The sequence below is a fragment of the Aquimarina megaterium XH134 genome (genome assembly GCF_000520975.1).
In the GTDB taxonomy this organism is placed as follows: Bacteria; Bacteroidota; Bacteroidia; order Flavobacteriales; family Flavobacteriaceae; genus Aquimarina; species Aquimarina megaterium.
Genome location: NZ_JACB01000017.1, coordinates 39614 through 62535 on the forward strand (window position 1 = coordinate 39614; position 22922 = coordinate 62535).

Sequence of the window (22922 nt, forward strand, 5' to 3'; positions counted from 1 at the left end):
CCAAAAATAACAAGGTAACCTTATTAAAGTATATATATGTTTGTATATGAGTAATCCTACGCAACTAGAAAGGTATAAATCTTTGTTAGATTTTTTGGATAAAAAATTTAAAGAAGATATCACTATCAATGATATAGAAGAGGTCTCGTATTACTCCTATCGAAACATCAATCGAATATTTCTTGCACTACATCATGAAACCATCGGAAAGTACATTAAAAGAATTAAGCTAGAAAAAGCAGCACAATACATTAAATATTCTGACGCCACTATTTCTGATATCGCTTTTTTTCTTGGGTATAGTGATATCGCAGCTTTTAGTAAAGCATTTAAAAATCAATTTAATTGTTCTCCCTCTCAATTTAGAGAAACTCAGAAGCTTAAACGGCAATTATTTCAAAAAACAATAGAACCACAAAAAGTAAATCAACAATCCCCTATTACTTTTGAAATTGAAGAATTACCCAGTTTCGATTTTCTATACCTTACCTATCAAGGAACATTTGAAGATATTGATGGTATTAAAGAGACCTGGAAACAACTTATAATGTATGCATCAAAAAATAATGTATTTGATAGTGATACCATATGTATGGCAGAGATATTAGATGATAATGATATTACCGATAGTGTACATTGCAGATATAATGCAGGTATTGTTATAGAATCTCCATTAAAATTTGAAGTAGAAGGATTGTTTAGAACCAAAACAATAGCGCCTCAAAAATATGCTAAATTTCTTCATAAAGGCAGTTATGAAGACTCTATAGTGACCTATGATTATATTTATTCGCATTGGATGACAGACATACAATTAGAATTAGTAGATAAACCTACCCTAGAGTTTTTTCTTAATGATGAAGCAGATACTCCCCAAGACGAATTACTTACCGAGATTTATATTCCTATCAAGTAACATATTGTCCAAAATTAACAAACAAGCTCTTTAGCATTGCTATTACTTTTGTTTTATAAGTAAAAAGCATGAAGAACTTTACGTTTCAAAAATACTGGTACTTAGGAGTTTTAGGGTGTATTGGTTTCTATACCTTCTCAGATGTTATCGATTATTACCATGGTCGAGGTTCCATTTGGGGGTTATTAAGCCTGTTGTGGTTCCTTTGGTTTTTATACTTCTTACCAGAAAACCAACAGCAAAAATGACTATAGAAGAAATTACTTTACTTTTCCAGACTTCAGAAATACTAGACTATGTAGGGTATTTCTTTATCATCAATATTGCCCTTATCTTTTTTGAAATTTGCTTAGATTTTTTCACCAGCAAAGAACGAAGATGGAAAGATACTGGAGCCAATATTATTATATTTTTTCTCGGACAATTATTAGAAAAAACGGCATTTGGAGCTATCGGGATCATTTGTCTCCTACCCTTTTATCATCTATCGCCATTTGAGATTACTATGAATGGCTGGACTTGGGTTATAAGCCTTCTGGTTGCTGATTTTACCTATTATTGGATGCACAGGTTAGAACATGAACATCGTATTTTATGGGCCAACCATAGTGTTCATCATTCTTCTGAAGATTATAACTTAACTGTATCCATGCGATTAAGCATTATAGAAAGTGCAATCGAGTGGGTTTTTCTTATACCGATGATATTAATGGGTTTTAATCCTTTTCAAGCCATAGTTTCACTAATTTTTGTTGCACAATACCAAACATGGATACATACCGAAAGAATTATCAAACTGGGTTGGCTGGATGAAATATTTAATACCCCATCTGTGCATAGAGTACATCATGGTTCTAATCAAAAATACCTCGACAAAAATTATGGTGGAGTACTAATACTATGGGATAAACTATTTGGCACTTTTCAGAGAGAAGAAGAAAAAGTGATCTATGGATTAACCAAAAATATAAACTCTAATAATCCTATCACTATCAATTTTATCGAATACAAAAATATATGGAGAGATGTAAAGCAATGCAGAACCTGGAGTGATCGATTTAAGATCATCTTTGGCAGTCTTATCTGGCGTCCTTCTTATTTTAAAAACCATAAAAACAATACATGACGACTATAACAATAGCTAACAAGCTAGTAGAATTACTACGGGAGAAAAAATTTTTGGAGACTCAGCAACAATTATTTGCTACAGATGCAATCAATCAAGAACCTAATAAGTTTAAGGAAAAATCAGTAGTAGGTTTAGAAGCTATGATTCAAAAAGAAAAGCGTTTTCTTTTGTATATAAAAAAATGGAATCATTTTGAGGTTTCGGATCCATTGGTGAGTAAAAACCATTTTAGTATACGAATGATCACAGATGTAATCATGGTAAATAATGATAATGTAGTAATCGACGAGATCATTGTATATGAAGTGAGTGACGGAAAAATCGTAAAAGAGCAGTTTTTTTATCATTAAACTTATCTAAAAGGCAAATTCTATTCTATTTTTTTAAATGACCATTACCTTTCTTTGTGATCATCATTTAAATAAATAGTATGAAAAATAGTTCACTATCTGCAGTATATATATGTTTTTTGATCCTAATTTTTGGTTGTACTACTTCTAAAAAAGAAACCGAAAAAGTTAGTGAGAAAGAATACACTACCAACGATCAAAATCCAAAATGGGTAAGTAGTTTAATAAATGCATATAGAACCTTAAACGATAATCAAAGCATTGAAGCAGCCAATCAACTATATGAGGCCGCAGAACTTATGCCCAAGAAAAATTGGGAGATCTATTTTATGGCAGCAGCTGTTTATGCTCCCAAAAACAAAAATGACGAAGCGTTTTTATCATTAGATAAAGCTATACAAGCGGGACTTAGAGATTCTGTATTAACAGCAACCTATCCCGATTTATCTAATCTAAGAAACGATTTAAGATGGAATAAGCTATTACATACCATAAGTAATAACAGAAGAACGTATATAGGGACAATTAAAAATCCAGAGCTATTAAAAGAATTAGAAGAAATGTGGGCGCAGGATCAACTTGCATTATCTCAATATGAAGAAAACACAAAAGCTTTAGACAGCAATGCTTCTACAGAAGAACACCTATTACTCTTTAAACCCGTAGAAGAACGATGGGAAATAAACAAAAATAAACTCGATAGTATAATCGATATTCATGGTTGGCCCGGCAATAAACTTGTTGGAGAAGATGGAGCAAAAATAAGTTGGGCAATACCACAACATTATCCCGATGTTTTTTTTAAACAAAAATGTCTATCTCTAATTGAAAAAGCAATGAAGAAAGGAGATATGGATCCCAATCATTATGCAGAACTTAATGATAGAATAGCTCGAGATACCTGGCAAAAACAAATCTATGGAGCAAGTATGGCACAAGGTGCTCCTTATCCTATTAAAGACCCTGCCAACGTAGATAGAAGAAGAGTTGCATTAGGGCTTCTTGAGCCAATAGAAGTATATGCTTATTTTCATGGGATCAAATACCAAAAACCTAGCGTAGAAGAAGCTAAGATAGCATTAGCAGCCTCACATCAAAAAGCGCAACAAAATTTTGAAACATTTGAAAAATTTATAGGTCAGAAAAACATTGATTCGGCAAATACACATATTGCAAACGCTATATCATTTTACGGTGAACTTAGTAATGAACAACTTTATCAGGCGTCATTGTATCTTGCTCCGTTCGAGAATGAACGTTCTAAACGAATTTGTAAAAAAATCCTAAAAGTTCTTATCTGGCGAAAATGGGAAGGTAGATTTCAAATACCCAAACAATCAGAATTTGTTTCATGGCATCAAAAAAAGGAATGGTTAGAAATTACAGAACTCCTTCAGAAAAGTCAATAATTACTATTTTTAACTCTCAAATATCAATTTCTTCAAGATCTAAACTATCAAAGAAAATATCGACATCAAAATCATTTTCAAAAGCTAATTTATAAAATATCTTGGCTTTTTCTTCATTTTTATCAACTTCCTCTCCCATAATATACATTGCAGCCAATTGCCCTGCTGCTTTACCATGACCTAGATTAGCAGCTTTGGTATAATATTTTACTGCCATATTGGTGTCCTTAGGTATGGTTTCATATCCTGTAGCATAGTATGTTCCCAGATTATAGATTGCTCTGGTGTTATTGTTTTCTGCAGCTTTAACACACCAACTTAACGCTTTTTGTAGATCTTGTTCTGTTCCTATCCCCTGGGTATAATAAATACACAATTCGAACATAGCATCAGAATTTCCTTTATTGGCTGATTTCTGATGCGCTAATAAAGAAGCTTCCAAATCTTCTTGATAGGCATATCCTTGATATAACATATAACCTTTTAGCAAATATAATTCTCCGCTAGAGTCCTCTTTTTCTAGTTTTTCGACTAAACCAATAATATCATTAGCAGGTATAGAAATGAGGTTAGCAAAATAAGCTATTCTTACATATTTTATCCATGCATCGATGCCGTATCCTGACTCGGCCGCTAATTGAAAATATGTTACTGCTTTCTCTGCATCTTGCTCAACACCAATGCCTACATAATAAACCATGCCCAATTCATACCATCCTTCAGGATTTCCCAAATTTCCTGATTTAGTATATAAATCAATCATTACATCAACTTCTTTGGTATCTAATAAACCAATTATTAGATCTCCTCTATCGATTTTTTCTCGAATTTTCTTAGCCTTTTGATAATCTGTCATGGTATTATTTACTTTAGTAGTACAACGAGCAAAAAAACATAGTATCACTATGGATATCGATAGTAATTTCATTTGTGTTTTTTGAAATCAAAAAATTCTCTATTTCCTTTCAAATATAAGGCAAAAAAAGAGCGAGTTCTTAATTAAGAAAACGATTAAACTGCTTCAAACAATTTTCCTGGTAGTGGTTTTATAACTCCTTTAAGTTCCATATTAAGCAAAACAGAAGCTGTTTTAAATGTAGGAATTTGGCATTGTAAAGCTATAACGTCTAATAACTCCTTTCCGTTATCGGTTAAAAAATTATAGATTTTCTTTTCTTGTTCATCTAACTCTACAAATAGTTTTTTCTGTACAGCAGGTTGTTCATTCTCATCAAGTTTCCAATTAAGCATATACATTAGATCAGCAGCACTGGTAAGCATATGGGCGCGCTGGGTCTTTATCAACATATTACATCCTTTGCTTAAAGGATCATGTGCTCTACCAGGAACTGCAAATACATCCCGATTATAAGAATTAGCAATATCGGCAGTTACCAAAGAACCTCCTTTATCGGCACTCTCGATTACTACAGTTGCTTCACTAAGTCCTGCTATAATTCGATTACGACCCAGAAAATTTTTGCGATCAAAAGTATCTGTGCTCCAGAAATCTGTGAAAAACCCGCCGTTTTCCTCGATCTGTGGAACATACCTCTTATGCGCTTTAGGATAAATTTGATTTAATCCATGAGCCAAACAACCTATAGTTTGTAGATTATGTTTAACCGCTGCTCGCTGCGCTGTGATATCTACACCATAAGCAAAACCCGACACGATAACAGGATTTACGGGAGCGAGAGTTTCTATCAATTCCTCACAAAACCGTACTCCATAGCGAGTTACCTGTCGTGTCCCCACAATACTCAGAATCTTTTTGTGCTCAAGATCAATATTCCCAGAACTAAATAATACTACAGGACCATCAATACAATGTTTCAGCCTTTCTGGATAACCTTGTTGATCATATACCAGACAATTGATATTATTCTCCTGTATAAATTGTAGTTCGTTTTCTGCAATTCGTCGATATTCTGGATTATGCAAATCTTTGATTTTCATTTTTCCTATTCCATCAATTTTGAGCAGGTTGTTTGTTTTTTCGGTAAGTACTCCCTCTGCATCACCGACTTCGCGTATTAATTTTTTGATAGAACTATCCCCGAGATTGGTTACTTTTTTAAGGGTAAGTAAAGCGAGAAGTTTTTCGATGTTCATGTAATAATTTGTAAGTCAGTGCAAGAAACAAAAAAAAACGAAACTGTTGATAAATTCAGTGGCTAGAGTTTAAATGACCTTCATTTTTTTATACCTTTGGGATAATTAATTTTCACTAACAAAGAAAGCACATTTTTAGAAGGGGTAATGAATAACACAGCTAACTACATAAGCGAACTATTATATAGATATGAATGCATAATTCTACCAGGTTTTGGTGCATTTTTGACCAGGCGTCAACCAGCTACAATACAAGATGGAACTAATACATTTTATCCTCCTCAAAAATTAATTTCTTTTAATAGCCAATTAAAAAACAATGATGGCTTGTTAGCGAATTATATTGCTTCTGCAGAAAACATCTCATATACAGATGCTGTTGCCAAAATACAACGTTATGTTTTATCTCTTAATGAAAAGATGGCAAACGGACAACGTATAGAATTAGAGAAAATTGGTTCGTTCTATACTTCGGTAGAAAGCACCTTACAATTTGAACCTTTACAGGAGGTAAACTATCTTACAGAAGCTTTTGGGTTACATTCGTTTGCATCTCCTCTAATTAAAAGGAATATTGAAATCAAGCGTGAAGTATATAAAGAGGATGTAGAAGCTATCGAAAAAGTAATTCCGCTTACGTTTACACCAGAAAAACGTAGTGAACGCCCTTATTTACAATATGCAGCTGTTGCAGCAATCCTATTGGGGGTTGGTGGTTTTTTTGGTTTGAAACAAGTTAGTGATACCAATGTAAGTTATAATAATAAGGAATGGCAAAAAGCTAATCAGGAAATTGAAAACAGGATACAAGAGGCTACTTTTGAAATTTCTAACCCACTCCCTGCTATCAATCTTAATATTATAAAAGGCAAAGAAAACACTACTACAACTCCTGAAATATCTAATACTGTATCAGGAAGTTTTCATATTGTAGCCGGTGCTTTTAGAATTGCATCTAATGCAGATAGTAAAGTACAAAAACTTAAAGCGCAAGGGTTTAATGCGCATCTTATTGGAGTAAACAGATATGGTTTACACCAGGTAGCATACGAAAGTTATGAAAACCGTTCTGAAGCGGTACAAGCACTAGCCAGAATTAAAAAAGAACAGAGTTCTAAAGCCTGGTTATTGATTAAAAAGTAATCTAAAAATCATACTACGATTAATTTATTATAAGTGCTTTGTTGTCACCACAGCAGAATACTGTAATATGAAGTTTAAATACTCATAAATTATACCTGTTGTTATTTTCTCATTATGGTATTACCGCATATCTTTGCAAAAATTTAAAATTGCATGGAATCCAGACATCCTTCAGAATCTCTTACTACTTTAACCGATTTGGTACTAACAGGAGAAACCAACCCTTTAAATAACTTATTTGGAGGAGAACTTTTAGCTCGTATGGATCGTGCAGCAGGAATTGCAGCAGGTAGGCATTCTAGACGAATTGTAGTTACTGCTTCTGTAAATCATGTTGCTTTTAATAAGGCTATCCCACTGGGTAGTGTTGTAACTGTCGAAGCAAAAGTTTCTAGAGCCTTTAGATCGTCTATGGAGGTGTATATAGATGTGTGGGTAGAAGATCGCCAGAGTGGAGATAAAACTAAAGCTAATGAAGCTATCTATACCTTTGTTGCTGTAAACGAAAGTGGAAGCCCCGTAGCTGTCCCTTCAATAAAACCAGAAACAGCACTCGAAAAACAACGGTATGATGCGGCTTTACGTCGTAAGCAATTGAGCTTGGTTTTGGCAGGAAAAATGAATCCTAGTGATGCTACAGAGTTAAAAGCATTGTTTGTATAGATTGCTCATGATTATTTCTTGTTAAAGAATATCAGATCTTTTTAAATATTGCGATTGCATTATGACCTCCGAAACCAAATGTGTTGTTCATAGCAATATTGATAGTTCCTGTTATAGCTTCTTTTGTAATAATATTTAGGTTTCCAGGAATTTCCTTAGCAATAGTATTCGTATTAATGGTTGGTGGAACAATCCCCTCATTAATAGCTTTAACACATAATATACTCTCGATTGCACCAGCGGCACCAAGTAAATGGCCTGTCATAGATTTGGTCGCACTAATTTTAAGGTTTTCGGGTGCATTTCCGTAAATTTTTGTGATTGCTTTGATTTCACTTAAATCTCCAACTGGGGTTGAGGTAGCATGCGTATTTAAATAATCAACTTCTTCAGGATTAATTTTTGCTTCATGCAAAGCAAGCTCTATAGCTTTTGCCGCTCCAAGTCCCTCTGGATGTGTTGCTGTCATGTGATATGCATCTGCAGTCATCGAAGCACCTATGATTTCGGCATAAATTTTAGCTCCTCTTTTTTTAGCATGATCAAGATCTTCTATAACCAGTGCTCCTGCTCCTTCTCCCATTACGAAACCATCTCTCTCGCTATCAAAAGGCCTTGAAGCCTCGCTTGGGTTATCATTTCTGGTAGACATTGCTCTCATTGCATTAAATCCACCTATCGAAGCCTCTGTAATTGGAGCCTCAGACCCACCAGTTATAAATACTTTTGCCTTCCCAAATTTTATATAGTTATAAGCATCCATTATGGCTGAGTTTGAAGTAGCGCAAGCAGAAACTGTAGTATAATTAATCCCCATTAGTTTAAATTTCATAGAAATCATCCCCGAAGCCATATTCGATATGAGTTTAGGTACAAAAAATGGATTAAATCGAGGAGTATTACTATTCTCAATATATCCTCTTACTTCTTTTTCAAAAGTATTCATACCTCCTTGTCCAGTACCCCAGATCACTCCAATATCGAAAGGAGATATTGAGTTTACATCAATTTTTGAATCTTCAAACGCCTCTGTTGCTGCGTATAATGCGTATTGAGTAAATAAGTCACTTTTTCTAATTTCATTTCGTTCCAAGTATTTTTGTGGATCAAATTCTTTCACCTCACAAGCAAACTGAGTTTTAAATAAAGACGGATCGAATTTTGAAATTCTTACAGCTCCACTTTTAGCATTAATTGCATTATCCCAAAATTCTTCTACCGAATTTCCAAGAGGGGTTATAGCGCCTAAACCAGTAATTACAACTCTTTTTTCTTTCATATTAACATAAATTATACTTACTAATAAGTAAGTTTAAATGGTTAAAAAAAATTATATACTCTTCAATATTGAAGCCTTAACAGATTTTAAAATATTTTTCTGGATAACTTTATCAAGGATCAGCGATGAAAGTAAAGCTGCTATAACAACATCAGTTTTTTCCTCGGCCGTCTCCATAAAATTAAATTCTTTGTTTTTAAGACCTTCTTTAAGGACCATCTGCATCCAGCTACGAATTTCCTCACTCATCTTTGTTAGTGAATTCTGCATATTTTCTGGTAAAGATTCATAAGAAGAACCCAATGCTCCTACCAAACAAACCAAGTTAAGAGATTGGTTTTTCTCATAAAGAGCAATAAAATTATTTAGCTTTTCTTTTGGTAAACATTGTTCCCATTCTATGTGTTTTTTCTGAAATTCATTTCTTGTTCTAAGAATAATTTCTTCTCCCAGATCAGATTTTTTTGGAAAATGATAATGCACCGCAGCATTCTTTATTTGTAATGGCACAGATATATCCTTATAACTAAAGGCATTATATCCTTTAGTTCTAATTAGTTTTTCTGCCAGATCCATTATTTCTATTTTCTTATCAGACATAGTTTTCAAATATACTTACTAGTAAGTAAGAATACAAGGAATAAAGATATAAAAATAGTTTCTACCTACTTAATCACATCTTATAAATCCAACTTTGAGGGTTTAATCGTTTTGCATTTTGGTAGATTAAGAATTTCATAATCGCTCTACCAGTTGTTGGGTTAGTGCGCACCTCACCTATTGCTTGTTTTGTTGATACTTTCTGCCCTTCTTTAACACTAATATTCTCAATATTATAGTAGGTAGTGATATAATTACCATGTCGTATTTGTATCAAACGACTCGCTCCTTTAAGTTTTTGTATGGCGATTACTTCTCCTTCAAAAATGGCTCTCGCAGGTTCTCCCGACCTCGTTTCAATTTCTACCCCACTACTATTAATTTGTATATTAGGGAGCGTAGGATGAGGCTGACGCCCAAATTTCTTTGTTATTCTTCCTGTTCCTACAGGCCAAGGTAATTTTCCTTTATTAGATGTAAAATTATCAGCTAATATTTTGGCCTCTGCAGTAAGTGCAAATGTGGTTGCAGACCCCTTTTTGGTTACTTTTTTACCTGCTTTTTTATTAGCTCTAGCAATTGCTTCTCTAATTAACTTCTCAATCGCTTTATCAATAGCACTAGCTTGTTGTTCTTTTTCTTTGATTTGCTTTGTGTAGGTACCTTGTTTTTTGCGAATAGAAGTCATCAAAATTTGCTGCTCCTTTTTTTCTGCTTTAAGCTTATTTTGTTCTTCGCGATTCTCCTCGATTAGTACTTGCTTTTCTTTTTTTTGTCTCGACAGATCTGTATTTAAAGTTTGAAGTTCTCTTGTGTTGTTTTCTATTCGATCTGCCTGTTCTTTGCGATGTTCATTATACTGTTTCATATATTGTAATCGCTTATAGGCTTGAGAAAAATCTGAAGAAGAAAGTAAAAACATAATTCTACTTTGATGGGATTTACTCTTATAAGATTTTGAAATCATCTTAGCATAATCCTTTTTAAGTGCTGTAAGTTCCTTACGATACGCCTCTATTTTTTTAAAATTCGTATTGATCTCCCGAGTCAATAAATTAGCCTGTTGATTCGTAATTTTTATTAGGTTTTTACGTGTTCCTATCTGTGAGTTAATCGTTTCTACTTCATAAAGAACAGAACGCTCTTTACGTTTGTTATTAGCACGTAGCTCTTTCATTTGTTCAATCTCTTCTCTAAGTCGTTGGCGCTCTTCTTCGAGCTGTTGTTGTTTGCTACTTTGAGAAAAAGATGGACTACAAACCAATAATAAACCTACGAAATATATAATCTTTAAAAACCTCATTGAATAGTGACTTGCTTATACCCTGATGGTATTTTAAACGGAAAACTCACCTTAGCATTGTAATCTACCGTTTTATAATCTATCTCAATCATGGTTTTTTCTTTTTCCTGCAACGCTTCAATATAGATTTCTTTCGGAAAATCCTGATTTCCTATTTTTTGATAGCTTTTATAATTAATCGTTAGATCTCTATTTTCGATAGGTTGTTTTAATCGTTGCGAGTACATTTTGAAGGTATCGGGATGTATTAAAAACAAACGTTCAAAAAGTGCTAATTCTGTCTTAGGTCGTAATTGATACCCTTTTCCTGTTATTGAAGATTTATATTTATCGTTTCTTAAGTTAAACAATGCTTGTCCTAAAAGCATCTGCTGTACTTTATTATAATCCAGATCTGTGCCCAGCCAATCGCTTAGCAATTTAAAATCTCCTTCAAAATAGGTGTTGTTAATTTTCTCGTAGTAGCTTACTTTTTCTGGTGTTATTAGCGCCTTTGCCAACGTAATACCCAACATCTTTACACTAATCCAAATGGTTTTATCTTTTTCTATTCGCAGTGTAGCATTAGGGCTATAAGATTGTTTGCCATCATCGTATCTTACTTTTATACGAGTATTAAGTGTTTTAAAATTAAAAGATCGATTGTAGTGATTTGCAATTATTTTTTCTGCATTTAGTTTTTTGATTCCCGACGCACTTACCGCTTTGGTTCCTTTACAAGAATTAAGCATCATCATAGCAATGCACAATAGATAAAATATTCTGTTCATTACCCGCTTATGATTTTTTCTGAAGTTGATTTACTTTTTGTTGATATTCTGAAGCTTTTGTAGTATCTCCCAAGTTGCGATATGCCTCACTTATTTGTTGGTAAAAGTCTGATTCCATCTTTAGGTCATCTATTACGTAATCTATACCTATAGTAAGAATCTCGATAGCTTCTGCCGCTTTTTCGAGATGAATTAATGCTACGCCATTGGCCAAATAGAAAATAGGTTGTGCAGGATACATTTCTAAAGCTAATTCGCTTCCTATTTCTACTTTTTCATATCGCTTTAAATCTAGTTGTAATAGTAATATTCTTTTTAGCAATACAAAGTCATTGGCATTACTTTTAATTCCTCGTTCATAAAAATTGAGTGCTTGCTCCTTTTTGTCTTTTTTATAGTAATAATGGCCTAATTCTGTAAAGACTTTTCCATTATTCTGACCATTAGAGAGCAACGAAACAATATCTGTTAATTGAGATTCGTATTGAGGATTCTTATCTAGAAACGGTAAAAAATCGTTAATCACTTTATATTTTGATTCGACATCTATTTTATTACTTTTTAAAGCAATCTTCATCGAACTAATAGCTTGTTCAAAATTATTTTCTTCAAGATAAAATTTATACAGTGCCAGATGTACGAATTCTGATTTTGGCTTTTTCTTTAATAGTAATTTAGCCGTTTCAAATGCTTTTTCTTTTTGATTATCCTTACTATACAGATAGATCAGGTTTAAATAATTCTGCTCTACCTTAGGTTTTTCTTTTATTTTTTGCTCTAGTCTACTAATTTGACTATTGGGATTAATAATTTTTGAGGAGATCCTTTTTCGTAACCTATTGCGATAATCATCGGCTCCAAATTCATCATCTAATTCATCCAGAGCGATTAATGCTTCTTCATATCGTTTTTCTAGAAAATACAAATTCGCCAACTGTTCCTTGAACATGGGATTGAATGCAACTAACTTTTCTACTACTCCTATTGATTCTTGATATTTTCGTTGTTGAAAATAAACTTCAAACAAAAGCTCGAGAAGAAACCTGTTATTGGGCTTAGCATCTAATACTTTTACGAAATTATCTTCTGCATCCTGATATCGTTTTAGCTCTAAATAATTCTTACCTAATTCTAAATATAAAAAATCGGGTTTAGGGTCAATTTTTATACATTTCTCTAAGGCTTCAATTGCCTTATCGTAATTGGTAATCGCTTTTTGTTTTAGCGCCTCAAAAAAATTCTCTTGAAATTCGTCAGAAACATTTCCTAGATCGTCTATATTTATCTCTTGTTTAGGCTCTATATCCTGAGATAGAACCATAGTACTCCCACTCCAAAAGAATAGAAATAAAAGACATATATGTTTCCAATAGTTAATCATAAACTGTGTTCTGCAATACTGATACTGCATCATAAATTATTCCAAAACAGAATAGTCTCCAATACTCACTGTAGTGAAGTTTCCATCATAAACAGCATTGTTTCCAATCATAGCATTGTCTAAGTTAGCATTTTTTATGACAGTTTTGGTCTGAATCAAACTATTTTTGATTATCGCATTCTCGATTGTACACCCATTTCCTATAGAAACATTAGGTCCAATAGTCGCGTTTTTTAATGTTACTCCTTCACCCAAATAGCATGGGGCTATAACAGTTGAGTTTTCTTGTGTAACTTCATTACTAACCAAATGTTCTCCATCTTTCTGTAAAAACCCAAGCATTCTTGTATTTGTTTCTACGGTAACATTTTTGTTTCCGCAGTCCATCCATTCATCTACCTTTCCGGTTACAAATACTTTTCCGTTACTCATCATTCTTTTAATTCCATCATTAATCTGGTATTCTCCCCCATTAATGATATTATTATCCAGAACATACTGCAATTCGTTTTTAAGAACTGCCACATCTTTAAAATAGTATATACCTATTACTGCCAGGTCGGACACAAATTCTTTAGGTTTTTCTACTAATTCTACAATCTCGTTATTATCGTTTAGTTTTACGACGCCATAAGCTTCTGGTTGGTCTACTTGCTTTACCCAAATTACAGAGTCTGCATTTTTATCGAGGTTAAAATCTGCTCTAATTAGTGTATCTGCATAAGCAATTACTGCGGGTCCAGACAAAGATTCTTTGGCGCACATAATAGCATGCCCTGTTCCCAGGGGTTGATCCTGTCTATAAATAGATGCTTTTGCTCCTAGGCTTTCTGCTAAAATGGTTAAACTTTCTACTACATCATCTCCAAAAAATGCGGGATCACCCAATACAAAGGCTACTTCCTCAACTGGTTCTCCTAAAACTTTAGCAATATCTGATACTAACCGATGTACTATTGGTTTTCCGGCAACCGGAATTAATGGTTTAGGAACTGTGAGCGTATGAGGTCTTAGTCTAGATCCTCTTCCTGCCATTGGTACTATAATTTTCATGCGATTTTAAATTGGTTTTATGATGATTGTTATTCTATTTAACTCCTGTACTTCCAAATCCTCCTTCTCCTCTAGTTGTTTCTGATAATTCTGTTACTTCGATCCATTCTGCTCGTTCGTGTTTTGCAATTACCATTTGGGCCACTCGTTCTCCATTCTGAATAGTAAAATCTTCATTCGACAGATTTACTAAAATTACCCCAATCTCTCCCCGGTAATCTGCATCTATTGTTCCTGGTGCATTAAGTACTGTAATCCCTTTTTTGGCTGCTAATCCACTACGTGGACGCACTTGTGCTTCATACCCAACCGGTAACTCTATAAATAATCCGGTTTTTACAATTGTACGCTCTAGTGGTTTTAGCGTTATTGATTCTGTTATATGTGCTCTTAGATCCATTCCTGCCGAAGCAATAGTTTCGTAATGAGGTAGATCGTGAGATGATTGATTAATTATTTTTATCTGCATATTGACATACTATTATCCTGTAAAAAAGCTAGACTACTATGCCATAAGCGGCAAGAGTCAAAATTTTAACCGGACTTATCTTTTTAAAATTTGTTTTAATTCTTTCTTTTCTGAGGCGTACAAAATTACTAAAAACCCAAGTAACAATGGGATAGAAATTATATAATTACTATCAAAAACATAAAATGATAAAATCGAAAAGGTAATGGATATAGAAAGATACATTCCTATCTTCTTAAGGTTATAAGGAATGGGATAATATTTTTTGCCATAATACCATGATAACATCATCATAGATCCATAAGCTGCTAGTGTTGCTATAGCCGATCCAAGGTAACTATATTTTGGTATCATAATAAAGTTTAATACTAATGTAATTATAGCCCCTATTACAGAAATATAGGCTCCAAACTTAGTTCTATCGGTAATTTTATACCATACAGAAAGGTTATGATATATCCCAAGGCAGAGATTGGCTAATAAAATTATCGGAACAATTTTAACGGCCTCCCAATATGCCTGATCTCTTATGATGAAACCTTTTAATAAATGTACAAAAACGACCACCCCAAGCAAAATAACCGCCCCAAAAGCCACAAAGTATTTAGTAATTCTAGCATAGGTTTCGGGAGCATTCTTATTTTCGGAGTAGTTAAAGAAAAATGGTTCTATTCCTAATCTAAAAGCTGTAGCAAACAAAGTCATAAACAATGCTAGTTTATAACAAGCAGAATATACGCCTACCAAATGATCAGCTACATCTTCTGGCAACAGGTAATCCAACAAAATTCTATCAAACGTTTCATTAATAGAATATGCAACTCCCGCTATAAGAATCGGAAAAGCGTAGTTCATCATTTTTTTCCAAAGCACTCGGTTAAAACGATACTTAATCTTACTATAGAAAGGAATCAATAATACTAATGTTAATCCGCTTGCAATCAAATTAGAAACGAAGATATAATTGATCTCATAATTCTCTATTGTGATACTCTTTAGTATCGAAAAATCTTTTGATAATGTCTTTAAGTACAGCAATAGAAAGACATTCAGCCCCAGGTTAACGATTACATTTAGAATTTTAATCAATGAATAGCGCAATGGCTTTTCATTTGCTCTTAGCCATGCAAAGGGGATAATTACTAAAGCGTCTAATAAAAGGATCCAAATTACTAAAGTAATGTAATCAACTCTTATATCGGTAAGTATTGCTATTTGGTTTCTAAATAGCAAGGCCAAAACAAAAAAACAAAATGATGAGATCACCAAAGATATTGCAGATGTACTTACTACTGCATCTTTATCAGACTCTTTATTAAAAAATCTAAAAAAAGCGGTTTCCATACCATAAGCCAGTATCACATTGAATAATACGAAATACGAAAATATAATAGAAATCTTACCGTATTCTCCTGTTGGCAACAGATCTGTATACAGAGGGACTAACAAAAAAGACAACATACGAGGAAGCACTGTTGCCAGCCCATAGATAAAAGTTTGCTTAAAGAGTTTTTGAAATATGCTCAATTGGTGGTATACTTATAGCTGTAAAAATACAATTTTTTTGTCTTACGTATTTCCCCGTTTTTCTTACTAACAAACTCGTTTAAATTTTTTTCAATTGGTCAAAAAACTTAAACGAGTTCATTACTAAACACTACTTAACACCTAAAATATCATCAATAGTATTTACAGTGACAGAATGATAGTTTGGTCGCGCTTTCTCATAAATAAGTAATGCTTCTTTTGTTTTATTGTTTCGTTGATACGCTTTAAAAATAGTAGAAACATACCAACGACGTCCTACAGTAATAAGAAAATCTTCAATTTTTTTATCTACATGATTACCATGGTAATCATGATTTATGGATTGTTCGTACCAAACCATTGCAATATAAGAGTTGGTTGCATTCGTTAGATCAAAAGCTTTATCAAACATGGCTAAATGTTTTTTATTTATATCTTTTGGAAAATTACGGACAAAATATACCCATTCCTGAGTTGTCCAATTTTCGGTAATTTTTACATCTACCTTATTATCTGCGATAAATTGTGTTAACGCTTCTAAGACCTTATCAAATTTGTCTGATTTTGCAACCGCTTCATTATTCGGAACACCTGCTTTATAAATCCACTCATCTGCATTAAATTTAATATTCTCTTTACTCAATAAATTTTCATTCAAAAAAACAAGGAATTTCTCTGTACTTATGGTAGAGAAAGCATGTGTTTGAAAGTAATTGTTAAGGAATTTATCGAATTTTTCACGCCCTACTGTTTCTTCTAATGTTCTTAAAAATAAGTATCCTTTCTCATAGGCAATACTATTCATTCCATCATCAGGATTTCGCCCTTTTAAGTTCAGTTTTAATTTAGTCTCATCTGGTGTTGCTTTAAAACCCTCTATTTCATCATCCAAACTTTGTCTACTAATTAATGCTAACATATTTGCCCTGTCTACTCCATACAATTCTTCCATTATACGGGTTTCAAAATAAACTGTAAACCCTTCATTAAGCCAAAAATCATCCCAGGTTGAATTAGTAACCAAATTCCCTGACCATGAATGTGCCAATTCATGTGCTATAACAGATGTTAAACTTTTATCTCCTGCTATTAGTGTTGGGGTAGCAAAAGTCAAACGTGGGTTTTCCATTCCTCCAAAAGGAAAACTTGGTGGTAATACGATTACATCAAATTGCTCCCAGGCATATTCTCCGTATAATTTTTCGGCCGCAACAACCATTTTTTCCATATCCGAAAACTCATTATGAACGGCATCTACCATAGATTTCTCAGCATAGACTCCTGTTCTCTCACTAATCGCCTTATACTCAATATCTCCAACTGCTAGTGCAATGAGATACGGAGAGATAGGTTGTTTCATTCTAAATCGATACTCTCCGTTTTCTGTTTTCTCTTTTGGGTTTTCTGCACTCATCACTGCCATCAGATCTGATGGAACACTTACTGTAGCATTATACGTTATTCTTATCTGCGGACTATCCTGTATAGGAATCCAAGTTCTAGTTAATATTGCTTGCCCTTGTGTAAATAAGAAAGGATGTGTTTTATCGGCAGTTTGTTGTGGGCTTAACCATTGTAATGCTTCAGTCTTATTCGTAGTTTTATATTGAATTGTTATTGTTTTTGTAGTGTTTTGAATATCAATTTTTAGTGGCTGCCCCATGTATTCGTCAAAACTTCCTAATACAAACTTGGTATCAACCCCATCTGCCTTTACATTTTCAATTTCCAAAAACTTAACATCCAAAATGATTTCTGAAGCGTTGTTGTTTTCTATTTGATAAGTGGCATTTCCGTTAATGATTTCTTTTTCAAAATCAACATCTATATCTAAATCTAAATGTTTTATTGCGGCTTTATTTGGCTGTGCAAAAGAATGTGACTCTTCTTCATACTTAGACAAAGAAGCTTCCTTTTTCAATTCTGTTTTTTCCTTTTTAGCGTCGGCACAACTTCCTAACATTAGTATTGTACACACCAATAAAGTAATTACTTTTTTCATTTCCTATTTATAGATTTATAGTGTTGATTATTCTCTTTTATTCAAAAAATGGTATTTCTAGTTACGTATTGTCATTTTAAATGCAATACATGACTAGTTTTTCTTTACAATTTCCAATAGTATTAAAAATAGGTGTACTGGGCAAAAAAATAGTACAGCAATTCAACTTATTATTCTTCTTTTTCGGGTACATTATTTAATTTAAAATACCCTTTTTTACCCTTTTTGGTATACGCAACAATGCACTCATTAGCTTTAAGTTGGAAAGGAGGCTTTTTTTCAACTGCCGGCAACTGGTTCTTAAACTCTTGCTTAGGATCGTCACTCATAATCAGATCTTGTCTTCTAGAAGGATAAGTATGATGACCTACATATACAAGTTCATTAGTTTTATGTCCCAGTTCTATCTTTTTACCTTTAAAATACGCATACTCTAATTGCACATCTGATGTCGAATTAACTTCTATATATAGCATAAAACCAGAACCTCCGCCTTCAGCGCCAGCTACCCATTTCTGAAAATAAACATCTTTAATGACTATAGGTGTTTTCATATCTATTTGCTGACTGCTGGCACATTGTATATGTGTAATCAGTATTAATAAAATACCAATTGTTGTACTTATTGTTCTCAAATTTATCATTTTTGATATTTTAAGTATTTAAAAACAAAATTGATACCAAAAACTATAGTTCTGGTAATTTTAGTTTCACTAAAGATAGGGAAATAGGCAAAACACCTGTTGAAAAAACAAAAAACCTCATAAGAAAACTTATGAGGTCTTGGTATTTTATTATAATAATTCTAGCCAGACTGAATTAATATTAAACTACAATTAGTTATTTAAGGCTTCGGCACCACCAACAATTTCGAGAATTTCATTAGTAATAGAAGCTTGTCTTGCTTTGTTATATGACAACTTAAGCGCGTCTCTAAGCTCTGTAGCATTATCTGTTGCTTTATGCATCGCTGTCATACGTGCTCCATGTTCTGATGCAAATGAGTCTCGTATTGCTTTATACAATTGCGTCTTAAGTGACTTAGGAATTAATTGCTCTACAATTTCTTCTTTAGAAGGTTCGAAGATATAATCTAGATTTACATTCTTATCACTTTCTATTGGCACAATTGGTAAGAATTGCTCTGTAGTAACATCCTGAGAAGCTGCATTTCTAAATTTATTATACACAATAACGATCTTATCGCAAGAACCATTAGTAAACAGCTCCATTAATTCTTCGGCGATATCCGCAACATTAGCAAAAGTAAGATCATCATACACCGAGCTTTTATTTGCTACTACTGTATGTGTTTTTGAAACAACATCATTAACTTTTTTACCTATAGTAACAAAATCAACTTGTTTACCTGCGTATTCATTTTGATATAGCTCTCTTACAGCTTTAACAATATTAGAGTTAAAAGCACCGGCTAGACCACGATTAGAAGCAATTGCTACTATCAATACTTTATTCACTTCACGTTCTTCTGCATATGTACTTGCACTATCTCCTTCTAGCGAAGCACTTAAGCTTTGCAATAGCTCGGTAAGTTTATCTGCATAAGGACGCATTGCAGTAATCGCCATCTGTGCCTTATTCAACTTTGCTGCAGATACCATTTTCATGGCACTTGTAATTTGCATCGTTGAAGATACAGAGGTAATTCTACTACGTAATTCTTTTAAATTTGCCATTTTTCTTAGTATTGAGTATTGAGTAGTTAGTAATGAGCACTTTCTAGATCAACACCATTCTAAATAGTAAACTTTATTTTATTAAGTACAGCGTATTAGAATCTAATACGCTGTACTTTAATACTAGTTTTTATATTTTGCTGAAATTTCTTTACAAGCAGCCATTAACACATCGATTACCTCGTCTGTTAATTTTCCTGCTTTTAAAGTATCTAGTGTATCTCTATGCTTGGCATTAAGATATTCTATATAATCACTTTCAAATTCTTTTATTTTATTTACAGGTACATCTCTTAATAGGTTTTTAGAACCTGCATAGATGATTGCAATCTGATCTTCTACTGTATATGGATCATTCTGTGCTTGCTTAAGAATCTCTACGTTACGCTTTCCTTTTTCGATTACGTTTAAGGTAGCCGCATCAAGGTCAGATCCAAACTTAGCAAATGCTTCTAATTCACGAAACTGTGCTTGATCTAATTTTAGCGTACCTGCTACTTTTTTCATTGATTTAATCTGTGCAGATCCTCCTACACGAGATACAGAAATACCCACATTAATTGCCGGACGTACACCAGAGTTAAATAAATCTGATGTTAAGAATATCTGACCATCTGTAATCGAAATTACGTTTGTAGGGATATATGCAGATACATCACCTGCTTGCGTTTCGATAATCGGTAATGCAGTTAATGATCCTCCTCCTTTTACTTTATCTTTTAAAGAATCAGGAAGGTCATTCATATCCTTAGCAATAGTATCATCTGCAATTACTTTTGCAGAACGCTCTAATAATCTAGAGTGAAGATAGAAAACGTCTCCAGGATAAGCCTCACGACCTGGTGGACGACGTAATAATAAAGATACTTCACGATATGCTACCGCTTGTTTTGATAAATCATCATAGATGATTAGAGCAGGACGTCCTGTATCACGGAAATATTCTCCGATCGCAGCACCAGCAAATGGAGCATATACCTGCATTGGAGCAGGATCTGAAGCATTAGCCGCTACAATAGTTGTATATGCCATTGCTCCTTTATCTTCTAATACTTTTGCGATACCTGCTACTGTAGATGCTTTTTGCCCAATGGCAACATAAATACAGTATACTGGTTCACCAGCATCATAAAATTCTTTTTGATTAAGGATAGTATCGATACAAACCGTCGTTTTACCTGTTTGACGGTCACCAATAACTAATTCACGTTGTCCTCGTCCTACTGGTACCATCGCATCGATAGATTTGATCCCTGTCTGAAGAGGTTCATTTACTGGTTGACGAAAAACTACACCAGGAGCTTTACGCTCTAATGGCATTTCGAAAGTTTCTCCTTCGATTGCACCTTTACCATCGATAGGGTTACCTAATGTATCCACTACACGACCTACGATTCCTTCTCCAACATTAATAGATGCGATACGTTGTGTACGTTTTACAGTTGCACCTTCTTTAACTTCGGTTGAAGAACCTAAAAGTACTACCCCAACATTATCTTCTTCTAAGTTAAGTACGATACCTTCTAAACCAGATTCGAATTGTACTAGTTCTCCATATTGAGCATTAGACAATCCGTATACACGAGCGATACCATCCCCTATTTGTAATACTGTTCCTACCTCTTCTAATGAAGCTGATGCTTCAAATCCAGATAATTGTTGTTTTAATATTGCTGATACTTCAGCAGGATTCACTTCTGCCATTTTATAATAGTTTGAAAGAAAGAGTATAAACACTCATCCTCTTATTATTAAATTTATAAACGTATGTATTAATTACTTAATTCTCTTCTTAAGTTTGTAAGCTTATTTGCTATACTTGCATTATACTGTAAATCACCTACTCTAAGAATAAATCCACCGATAATACTTTCATCGATTACATTTTCTATTGTAGCTTCGTTACCTGTTAATTCTTTAATTTTAGCCAAAACTTTAGCACTTAACCCTTTATCTAATGGTACTGCTGTAGTTACTTTTGCAACCTGAGTATTGTTTAACTCATCAAACAAAATACTATATTGCTTAGCTACATCGTCTAACAGATTCACTCTTTTATTTTCGATTAATACATCAAAAAGTTTTTGTGTAATCTCACCAGTACTCTTAAAAATCTCACGCAATGAAGCAAGTTTAACTTCACTTTTGATCAACGGACTATTTAACACCATTCTGAGCTCGGCGCTATCGCTAATTGTCGCGATAATACTTTGCATATCCTTCTGAACATCTTCAGTAGCTTTTTTATCCTGAGCCAAGCTCAAAACTGCTTTAGCATAACGTATTGCTGCTCTACTCATTTAGTTTAATTTAAAGTAACATCCTCTAACATAGACTCAACTAATTCTAGTTGTTTCCCTTTGCCAGATAATTCTTTTCTTACTACTTTTTCTGCAATCTCTACAGAAAGTCCAGCTACCTGATTCTTAAGATCTGCAATTGCTGCCTTTTTCTCACTAGCGATAGTAGCTTGTGCTTGTGCTACAATTTTATCGGCTTCTGCCTGCGCTTCAGACTTAGCATCTGAAATCATATTTTCTTTAAGCTGTCTAGCTTCTTTAAGCATCCCATCACGTTCTGCTCTCGCTTCATTTAAGATTCGCTCATTATCTGCCTGAAGGTTTTGCATTTCTTTTCTTGCCTCTTCTGCAGATTCTAATGCATTTTTGATTCCTTCTTCGCGGTTGCTAACAGCCTCTAAAATAGGTTTCCATGCAAATTTCCTTAATAATAATAGTAAACCTACAAAGATTAAAATCTGCCAGAAAAACAGACCAAACGAAAAATCATTTATTAACTTCTCCATTATTAATTATATTAATTTCTTTAGTGTTTAATTTTAAAAAATCTAATTAACAACAGCTATAACCAACCGTTATAGCTGTTGTTTGTAAATTAAGATGCGAATAACGCAGCAAATCCAATACCTTCGATAAGTGCAGCTGCAATAAGCATAGCTGTTTGTATCTTACCAGAAGCTTCTGGCTGACGAGCGATAGCGTCCATCGCCTGACCACCAATTCTACCGATACCAATACCAGCACCTATTACGATTAAACCTGCTCCAACAATTCCTGGAATTTCCATAATTATATAATTAAAAATTAAACGTTCAA

General features: G+C 33.6%; 23 protein-coding genes. 6 read left to right on the forward strand and 17 right to left on the reverse strand.

From position 1 onward, the window contains the following. Positions 1-46: 46 nt before the first annotated feature. The 4 genes from Z053_RS0112655 to Z053_RS30115 all read left to right on the forward strand — a co-directional run bounded on the left by Z053_RS0112655 (position 47) and on the right by Z053_RS30115 (position 3804). Positions 47-916, forward strand: coding sequence for an AraC family transcriptional regulator (locus Z053_RS0112655; RefSeq protein ID WP_025665382.1), 870 nt, complete (start codon positions 47-49; stop codon positions 914-916). 175 nt (positions 917-1091) lie between these two features. Beyond that, positions 1092-2042 (forward strand): sterol desaturase family protein, encoded by a 951-nt coding sequence (locus Z053_RS0112660; RefSeq protein WP_206539213.1) that lies wholly within the window; start codon positions 1092-1094, stop codon positions 2040-2042. Beyond that, on the forward strand, positions 2039-2395 hold the full coding sequence (locus Z053_RS0112665) for a nuclear transport factor 2 family protein (RefSeq protein WP_025665384.1): 357 nt from the start codon (positions 2039-2041) through the stop codon (positions 2393-2395). Before Z053_RS0112660 ends, Z053_RS0112665 begins: the two co-directional genes overlap by 4 nt. Before the next feature lie 80 nt (positions 2396-2475). Continuing rightward, positions 2476-3804 (forward strand): DUF6624 domain-containing protein, encoded by a 1329-nt coding sequence (locus tag Z053_RS30115; protein WP_025665385.1) that lies wholly within the window; start codon positions 2476-2478, stop codon positions 3802-3804. 16 nt (positions 3805-3820) lie between these two features. Here the strand turns inward: Z053_RS30115 and Z053_RS0112675 are convergent, their stop codons facing one another. Next, a complete protein-coding gene (locus Z053_RS0112675) occupies positions 3821-4732 on the reverse strand; it encodes a tetratricopeptide repeat protein (protein ID WP_035096060.1) in 912 nt (303 codons plus the stop codon). Between the two features lie 83 nt (positions 4733-4815). Beyond that, on the reverse strand, positions 4816-5919 hold the full coding sequence (gene dprA, locus Z053_RS0112680; protein ID WP_025665387.1) for a DNA-processing protein DprA: 1104 nt from the start codon (positions 5917-5919) through the stop codon (positions 4816-4818). 147 nt (positions 5920-6066) lie between these two features. Here dprA and Z053_RS0112685 point away from each other — a divergent pair, with 147 nt between their 5' ends. Continuing rightward, entirely contained in the window at positions 6067-7062 is a 996-nt protein-coding gene (locus tag Z053_RS0112685; protein WP_025665388.1) for an HU domain-containing protein, read from the forward strand. Between the two features lie 153 nt (positions 7063-7215). Further along, positions 7216-7725: an acyl-CoA thioesterase gene (locus Z053_RS0112690; protein WP_025665389.1), complete on the forward strand. Its 510-nt coding sequence runs from the start codon at positions 7216-7218 to the stop codon at positions 7723-7725. A 31-nt stretch (positions 7726-7756) separates the two neighbouring features. On the opposite strand, the gene fabF is transcribed toward Z053_RS0112690, so the two are convergent. The 15 genes from fabF to atpE form a co-directional block, all read right to left on the reverse strand. After that, positions 7757-9004, reverse strand: a complete 1248-nt coding sequence (fabF, locus tag Z053_RS0112695; protein ID WP_025665390.1) for a beta-ketoacyl-ACP synthase II — start codon at positions 9002-9004, stop codon at positions 7757-7759. Between the two features lie 51 nt (positions 9005-9055). Further along, positions 9056-9604, reverse strand: coding sequence for a TetR/AcrR family transcriptional regulator (locus tag Z053_RS0112700; protein ID WP_025665391.1), 549 nt, complete (start codon positions 9602-9604; stop codon positions 9056-9058). 73 nt (positions 9605-9677) lie between these two features. Next, entirely contained in the window at positions 9678-10907 is a 1230-nt protein-coding gene (locus tag Z053_RS0112705) for a murein hydrolase activator EnvC family protein (RefSeq protein ID WP_025665392.1), read from the reverse strand. Continuing rightward, positions 10904-11677, reverse strand: a complete 774-nt coding sequence (locus tag Z053_RS0112710) for a DUF4292 domain-containing protein (protein WP_035096061.1) — start codon at positions 11675-11677, stop codon at positions 10904-10906. Before Z053_RS0112710 ends, Z053_RS0112705 begins: the two co-directional genes overlap by 4 nt. A 7-nt stretch (positions 11678-11684) precedes the next feature. Next, positions 11685-13058: a tetratricopeptide repeat protein gene (locus Z053_RS0112715; RefSeq protein ID WP_035096062.1), complete on the reverse strand. Its 1374-nt coding sequence runs from the start codon at positions 13056-13058 to the stop codon at positions 11685-11687. Positions 13059-13094: 36 nt separating this feature from the next. Next, complete coding sequence (locus Z053_RS0112720) at positions 13095-14111, reverse strand: sugar phosphate nucleotidyltransferase (protein ID WP_025665395.1); 1017 nt, start codon at positions 14109-14111, stop codon at positions 13095-13097. Positions 14112-14145: 34 nt separating this feature from the next. Further along, positions 14146-14580, reverse strand: coding sequence for a dUTP diphosphatase (dut, locus tag Z053_RS0112725; RefSeq protein WP_025665396.1), 435 nt, complete (start codon positions 14578-14580; stop codon positions 14146-14148). Positions 14581-14655: 75 nt separating this feature from the next. Next, positions 14656-16107: an oligosaccharide flippase family protein gene (locus Z053_RS0112730; protein WP_025665397.1), complete on the reverse strand. Its 1452-nt coding sequence runs from the start codon at positions 16105-16107 to the stop codon at positions 14656-14658. A gap of 130 nt (positions 16108-16237) precedes the next feature. Beyond that, on the reverse strand, positions 16238-18109 hold the full coding sequence (locus tag Z053_RS0112735; protein ID WP_025665398.1) for a hydrolase/aminopeptidase: 1872 nt from the start codon (positions 18107-18109) through the stop codon (positions 16238-16240). A gap of 170 nt (positions 18110-18279) precedes the next feature. Beyond that, positions 18280-18744 carry a hypothetical protein gene (locus tag Z053_RS0112740; RefSeq protein WP_152538300.1) on the reverse strand — a complete coding sequence of 155 codons (465 nt, stop codon included), beginning with the start codon at positions 18742-18744 and terminating at the stop codon, positions 18280-18282. 201 nt (positions 18745-18945) lie between these two features. After that, positions 18946-19806, reverse strand: coding sequence for an ATP synthase F1 subunit gamma (gene atpG, locus Z053_RS0112745; RefSeq protein ID WP_025665400.1), 861 nt, complete (start codon positions 19804-19806; stop codon positions 18946-18948). A gap of 123 nt (positions 19807-19929) precedes the next feature. After that, entirely contained in the window at positions 19930-21510 is a 1581-nt protein-coding gene (gene atpA, locus Z053_RS0112750) for a F0F1 ATP synthase subunit alpha (RefSeq protein ID WP_025665401.1), read from the reverse strand. 68 nt (positions 21511-21578) lie between these two features. Continuing rightward, positions 21579-22106, reverse strand: a complete 528-nt coding sequence (gene atpH, locus Z053_RS0112755; protein ID WP_025665402.1) for an ATP synthase F1 subunit delta — start codon at positions 22104-22106, stop codon at positions 21579-21581. A gap of 5 nt (positions 22107-22111) precedes the next feature. Then, entirely contained in the window at positions 22112-22612 is a 501-nt protein-coding gene (locus Z053_RS0112760; protein ID WP_025665403.1) for a F0F1 ATP synthase subunit B, read from the reverse strand. An 89-nt stretch (positions 22613-22701) separates the two neighbouring features. After that, positions 22702-22893: an ATP synthase F0 subunit C gene (gene atpE, locus Z053_RS0112765; protein ID WP_024769779.1), complete on the reverse strand. Its 192-nt coding sequence runs from the start codon at positions 22891-22893 to the stop codon at positions 22702-22704. Positions 22894-22922 lie beyond the last annotated feature (29 nt).

Coding starts and splice junctions, on each gene's coding strand:
- atpE (WP_024769779.1), bottom strand. CDS start 22,893: ATGGAAATTCCAGGAATTGTTGGAGCAGGTTTAATCGTAATAGGTGCT.
- Z053_RS0112720 (WP_025665395.1), bottom strand. CDS start 14,111: ATGAAAATTATAGTACCAATGGCAGGAAGAGGATCTAGACTAAGACCT.
- fabF (WP_025665390.1), bottom strand. CDS start 9,004: ATGAAAGAAAAAAGAGTTGTAATTACTGGTTTAGGCGCTATAACCCCT.
- Z053_RS0112675 (WP_035096060.1), bottom strand. CDS start 4,732: ATGAAATTACTATCGATATCCATAGTGATACTATGTTTTTTTGCTCGT.
- Z053_RS0112685 (WP_025665388.1), top strand. CDS start 6,067: ATGAATAACACAGCTAACTACATAAGCGAACTATTATATAGATATGAA.
- Z053_RS0112655 (WP_025665382.1), top strand. CDS start 47: ATGAGTAATCCTACGCAACTAGAAAGGTATAAATCTTTGTTAGATTTT.
- Z053_RS0112710 (WP_035096061.1), bottom strand. CDS start 11,677: ATGAACAGAATATTTTATCTATTGTGCATTGCTATGATGATGCTTAAT.
- Z053_RS0112690 (WP_025665389.1), top strand. CDS start 7,216: ATGGAATCCAGACATCCTTCAGAATCTCTTACTACTTTAACCGATTTG.
- dprA (WP_025665387.1), bottom strand. CDS start 5,919: ATGAACATCGAAAAACTTCTCGCTTTACTTACCCTTAAAAAAGTAACC.
- Z053_RS0112665 (WP_025665384.1), top strand. CDS start 2,039: ATGACGACTATAACAATAGCTAACAAGCTAGTAGAATTACTACGGGAG.
- Z053_RS0112760 (WP_025665403.1), bottom strand. CDS start 22,612: ATGGAGAAGTTAATAAATGATTTTTCGTTTGGTCTGTTTTTCTGGCAG.
- Z053_RS0112700 (WP_025665391.1), bottom strand. CDS start 9,604: ATGTCTGATAAGAAAATAGAAATAATGGATCTGGCAGAAAAACTAATT.
- atpG (WP_025665400.1), bottom strand. CDS start 19,806: ATGGCAAATTTAAAAGAATTACGTAGTAGAATTACCTCTGTATCTTCA.
- atpA (WP_025665401.1), bottom strand. CDS start 21,510: ATGGCAGAAGTGAATCCTGCTGAAGTATCAGCAATATTAAAACAACAA.
- dut (WP_025665396.1), bottom strand. CDS start 14,580: ATGCAGATAAAAATAATTAATCAATCATCTCACGATCTACCTCATTAC.
- atpH (WP_025665402.1), bottom strand. CDS start 22,106: ATGAGTAGAGCAGCAATACGTTATGCTAAAGCAGTTTTGAGCTTGGCT.
- Z053_RS30115 (WP_025665385.1), top strand. CDS start 2,476: ATGAAAAATAGTTCACTATCTGCAGTATATATATGTTTTTTGATCCTA.
- Z053_RS0112715 (WP_035096062.1), bottom strand. CDS start 13,058: ATGATTAACTATTGGAAACATATATGTCTTTTATTTCTATTCTTTTGG.
- Z053_RS0112735 (WP_025665398.1), bottom strand. CDS start 18,109: ATGAAAAAAGTAATTACTTTATTGGTGTGTACAATACTAATGTTAGGA.
- Z053_RS0112705 (WP_025665392.1), bottom strand. CDS start 10,907: ATGAGGTTTTTAAAGATTATATATTTCGTAGGTTTATTATTGGTTTGT.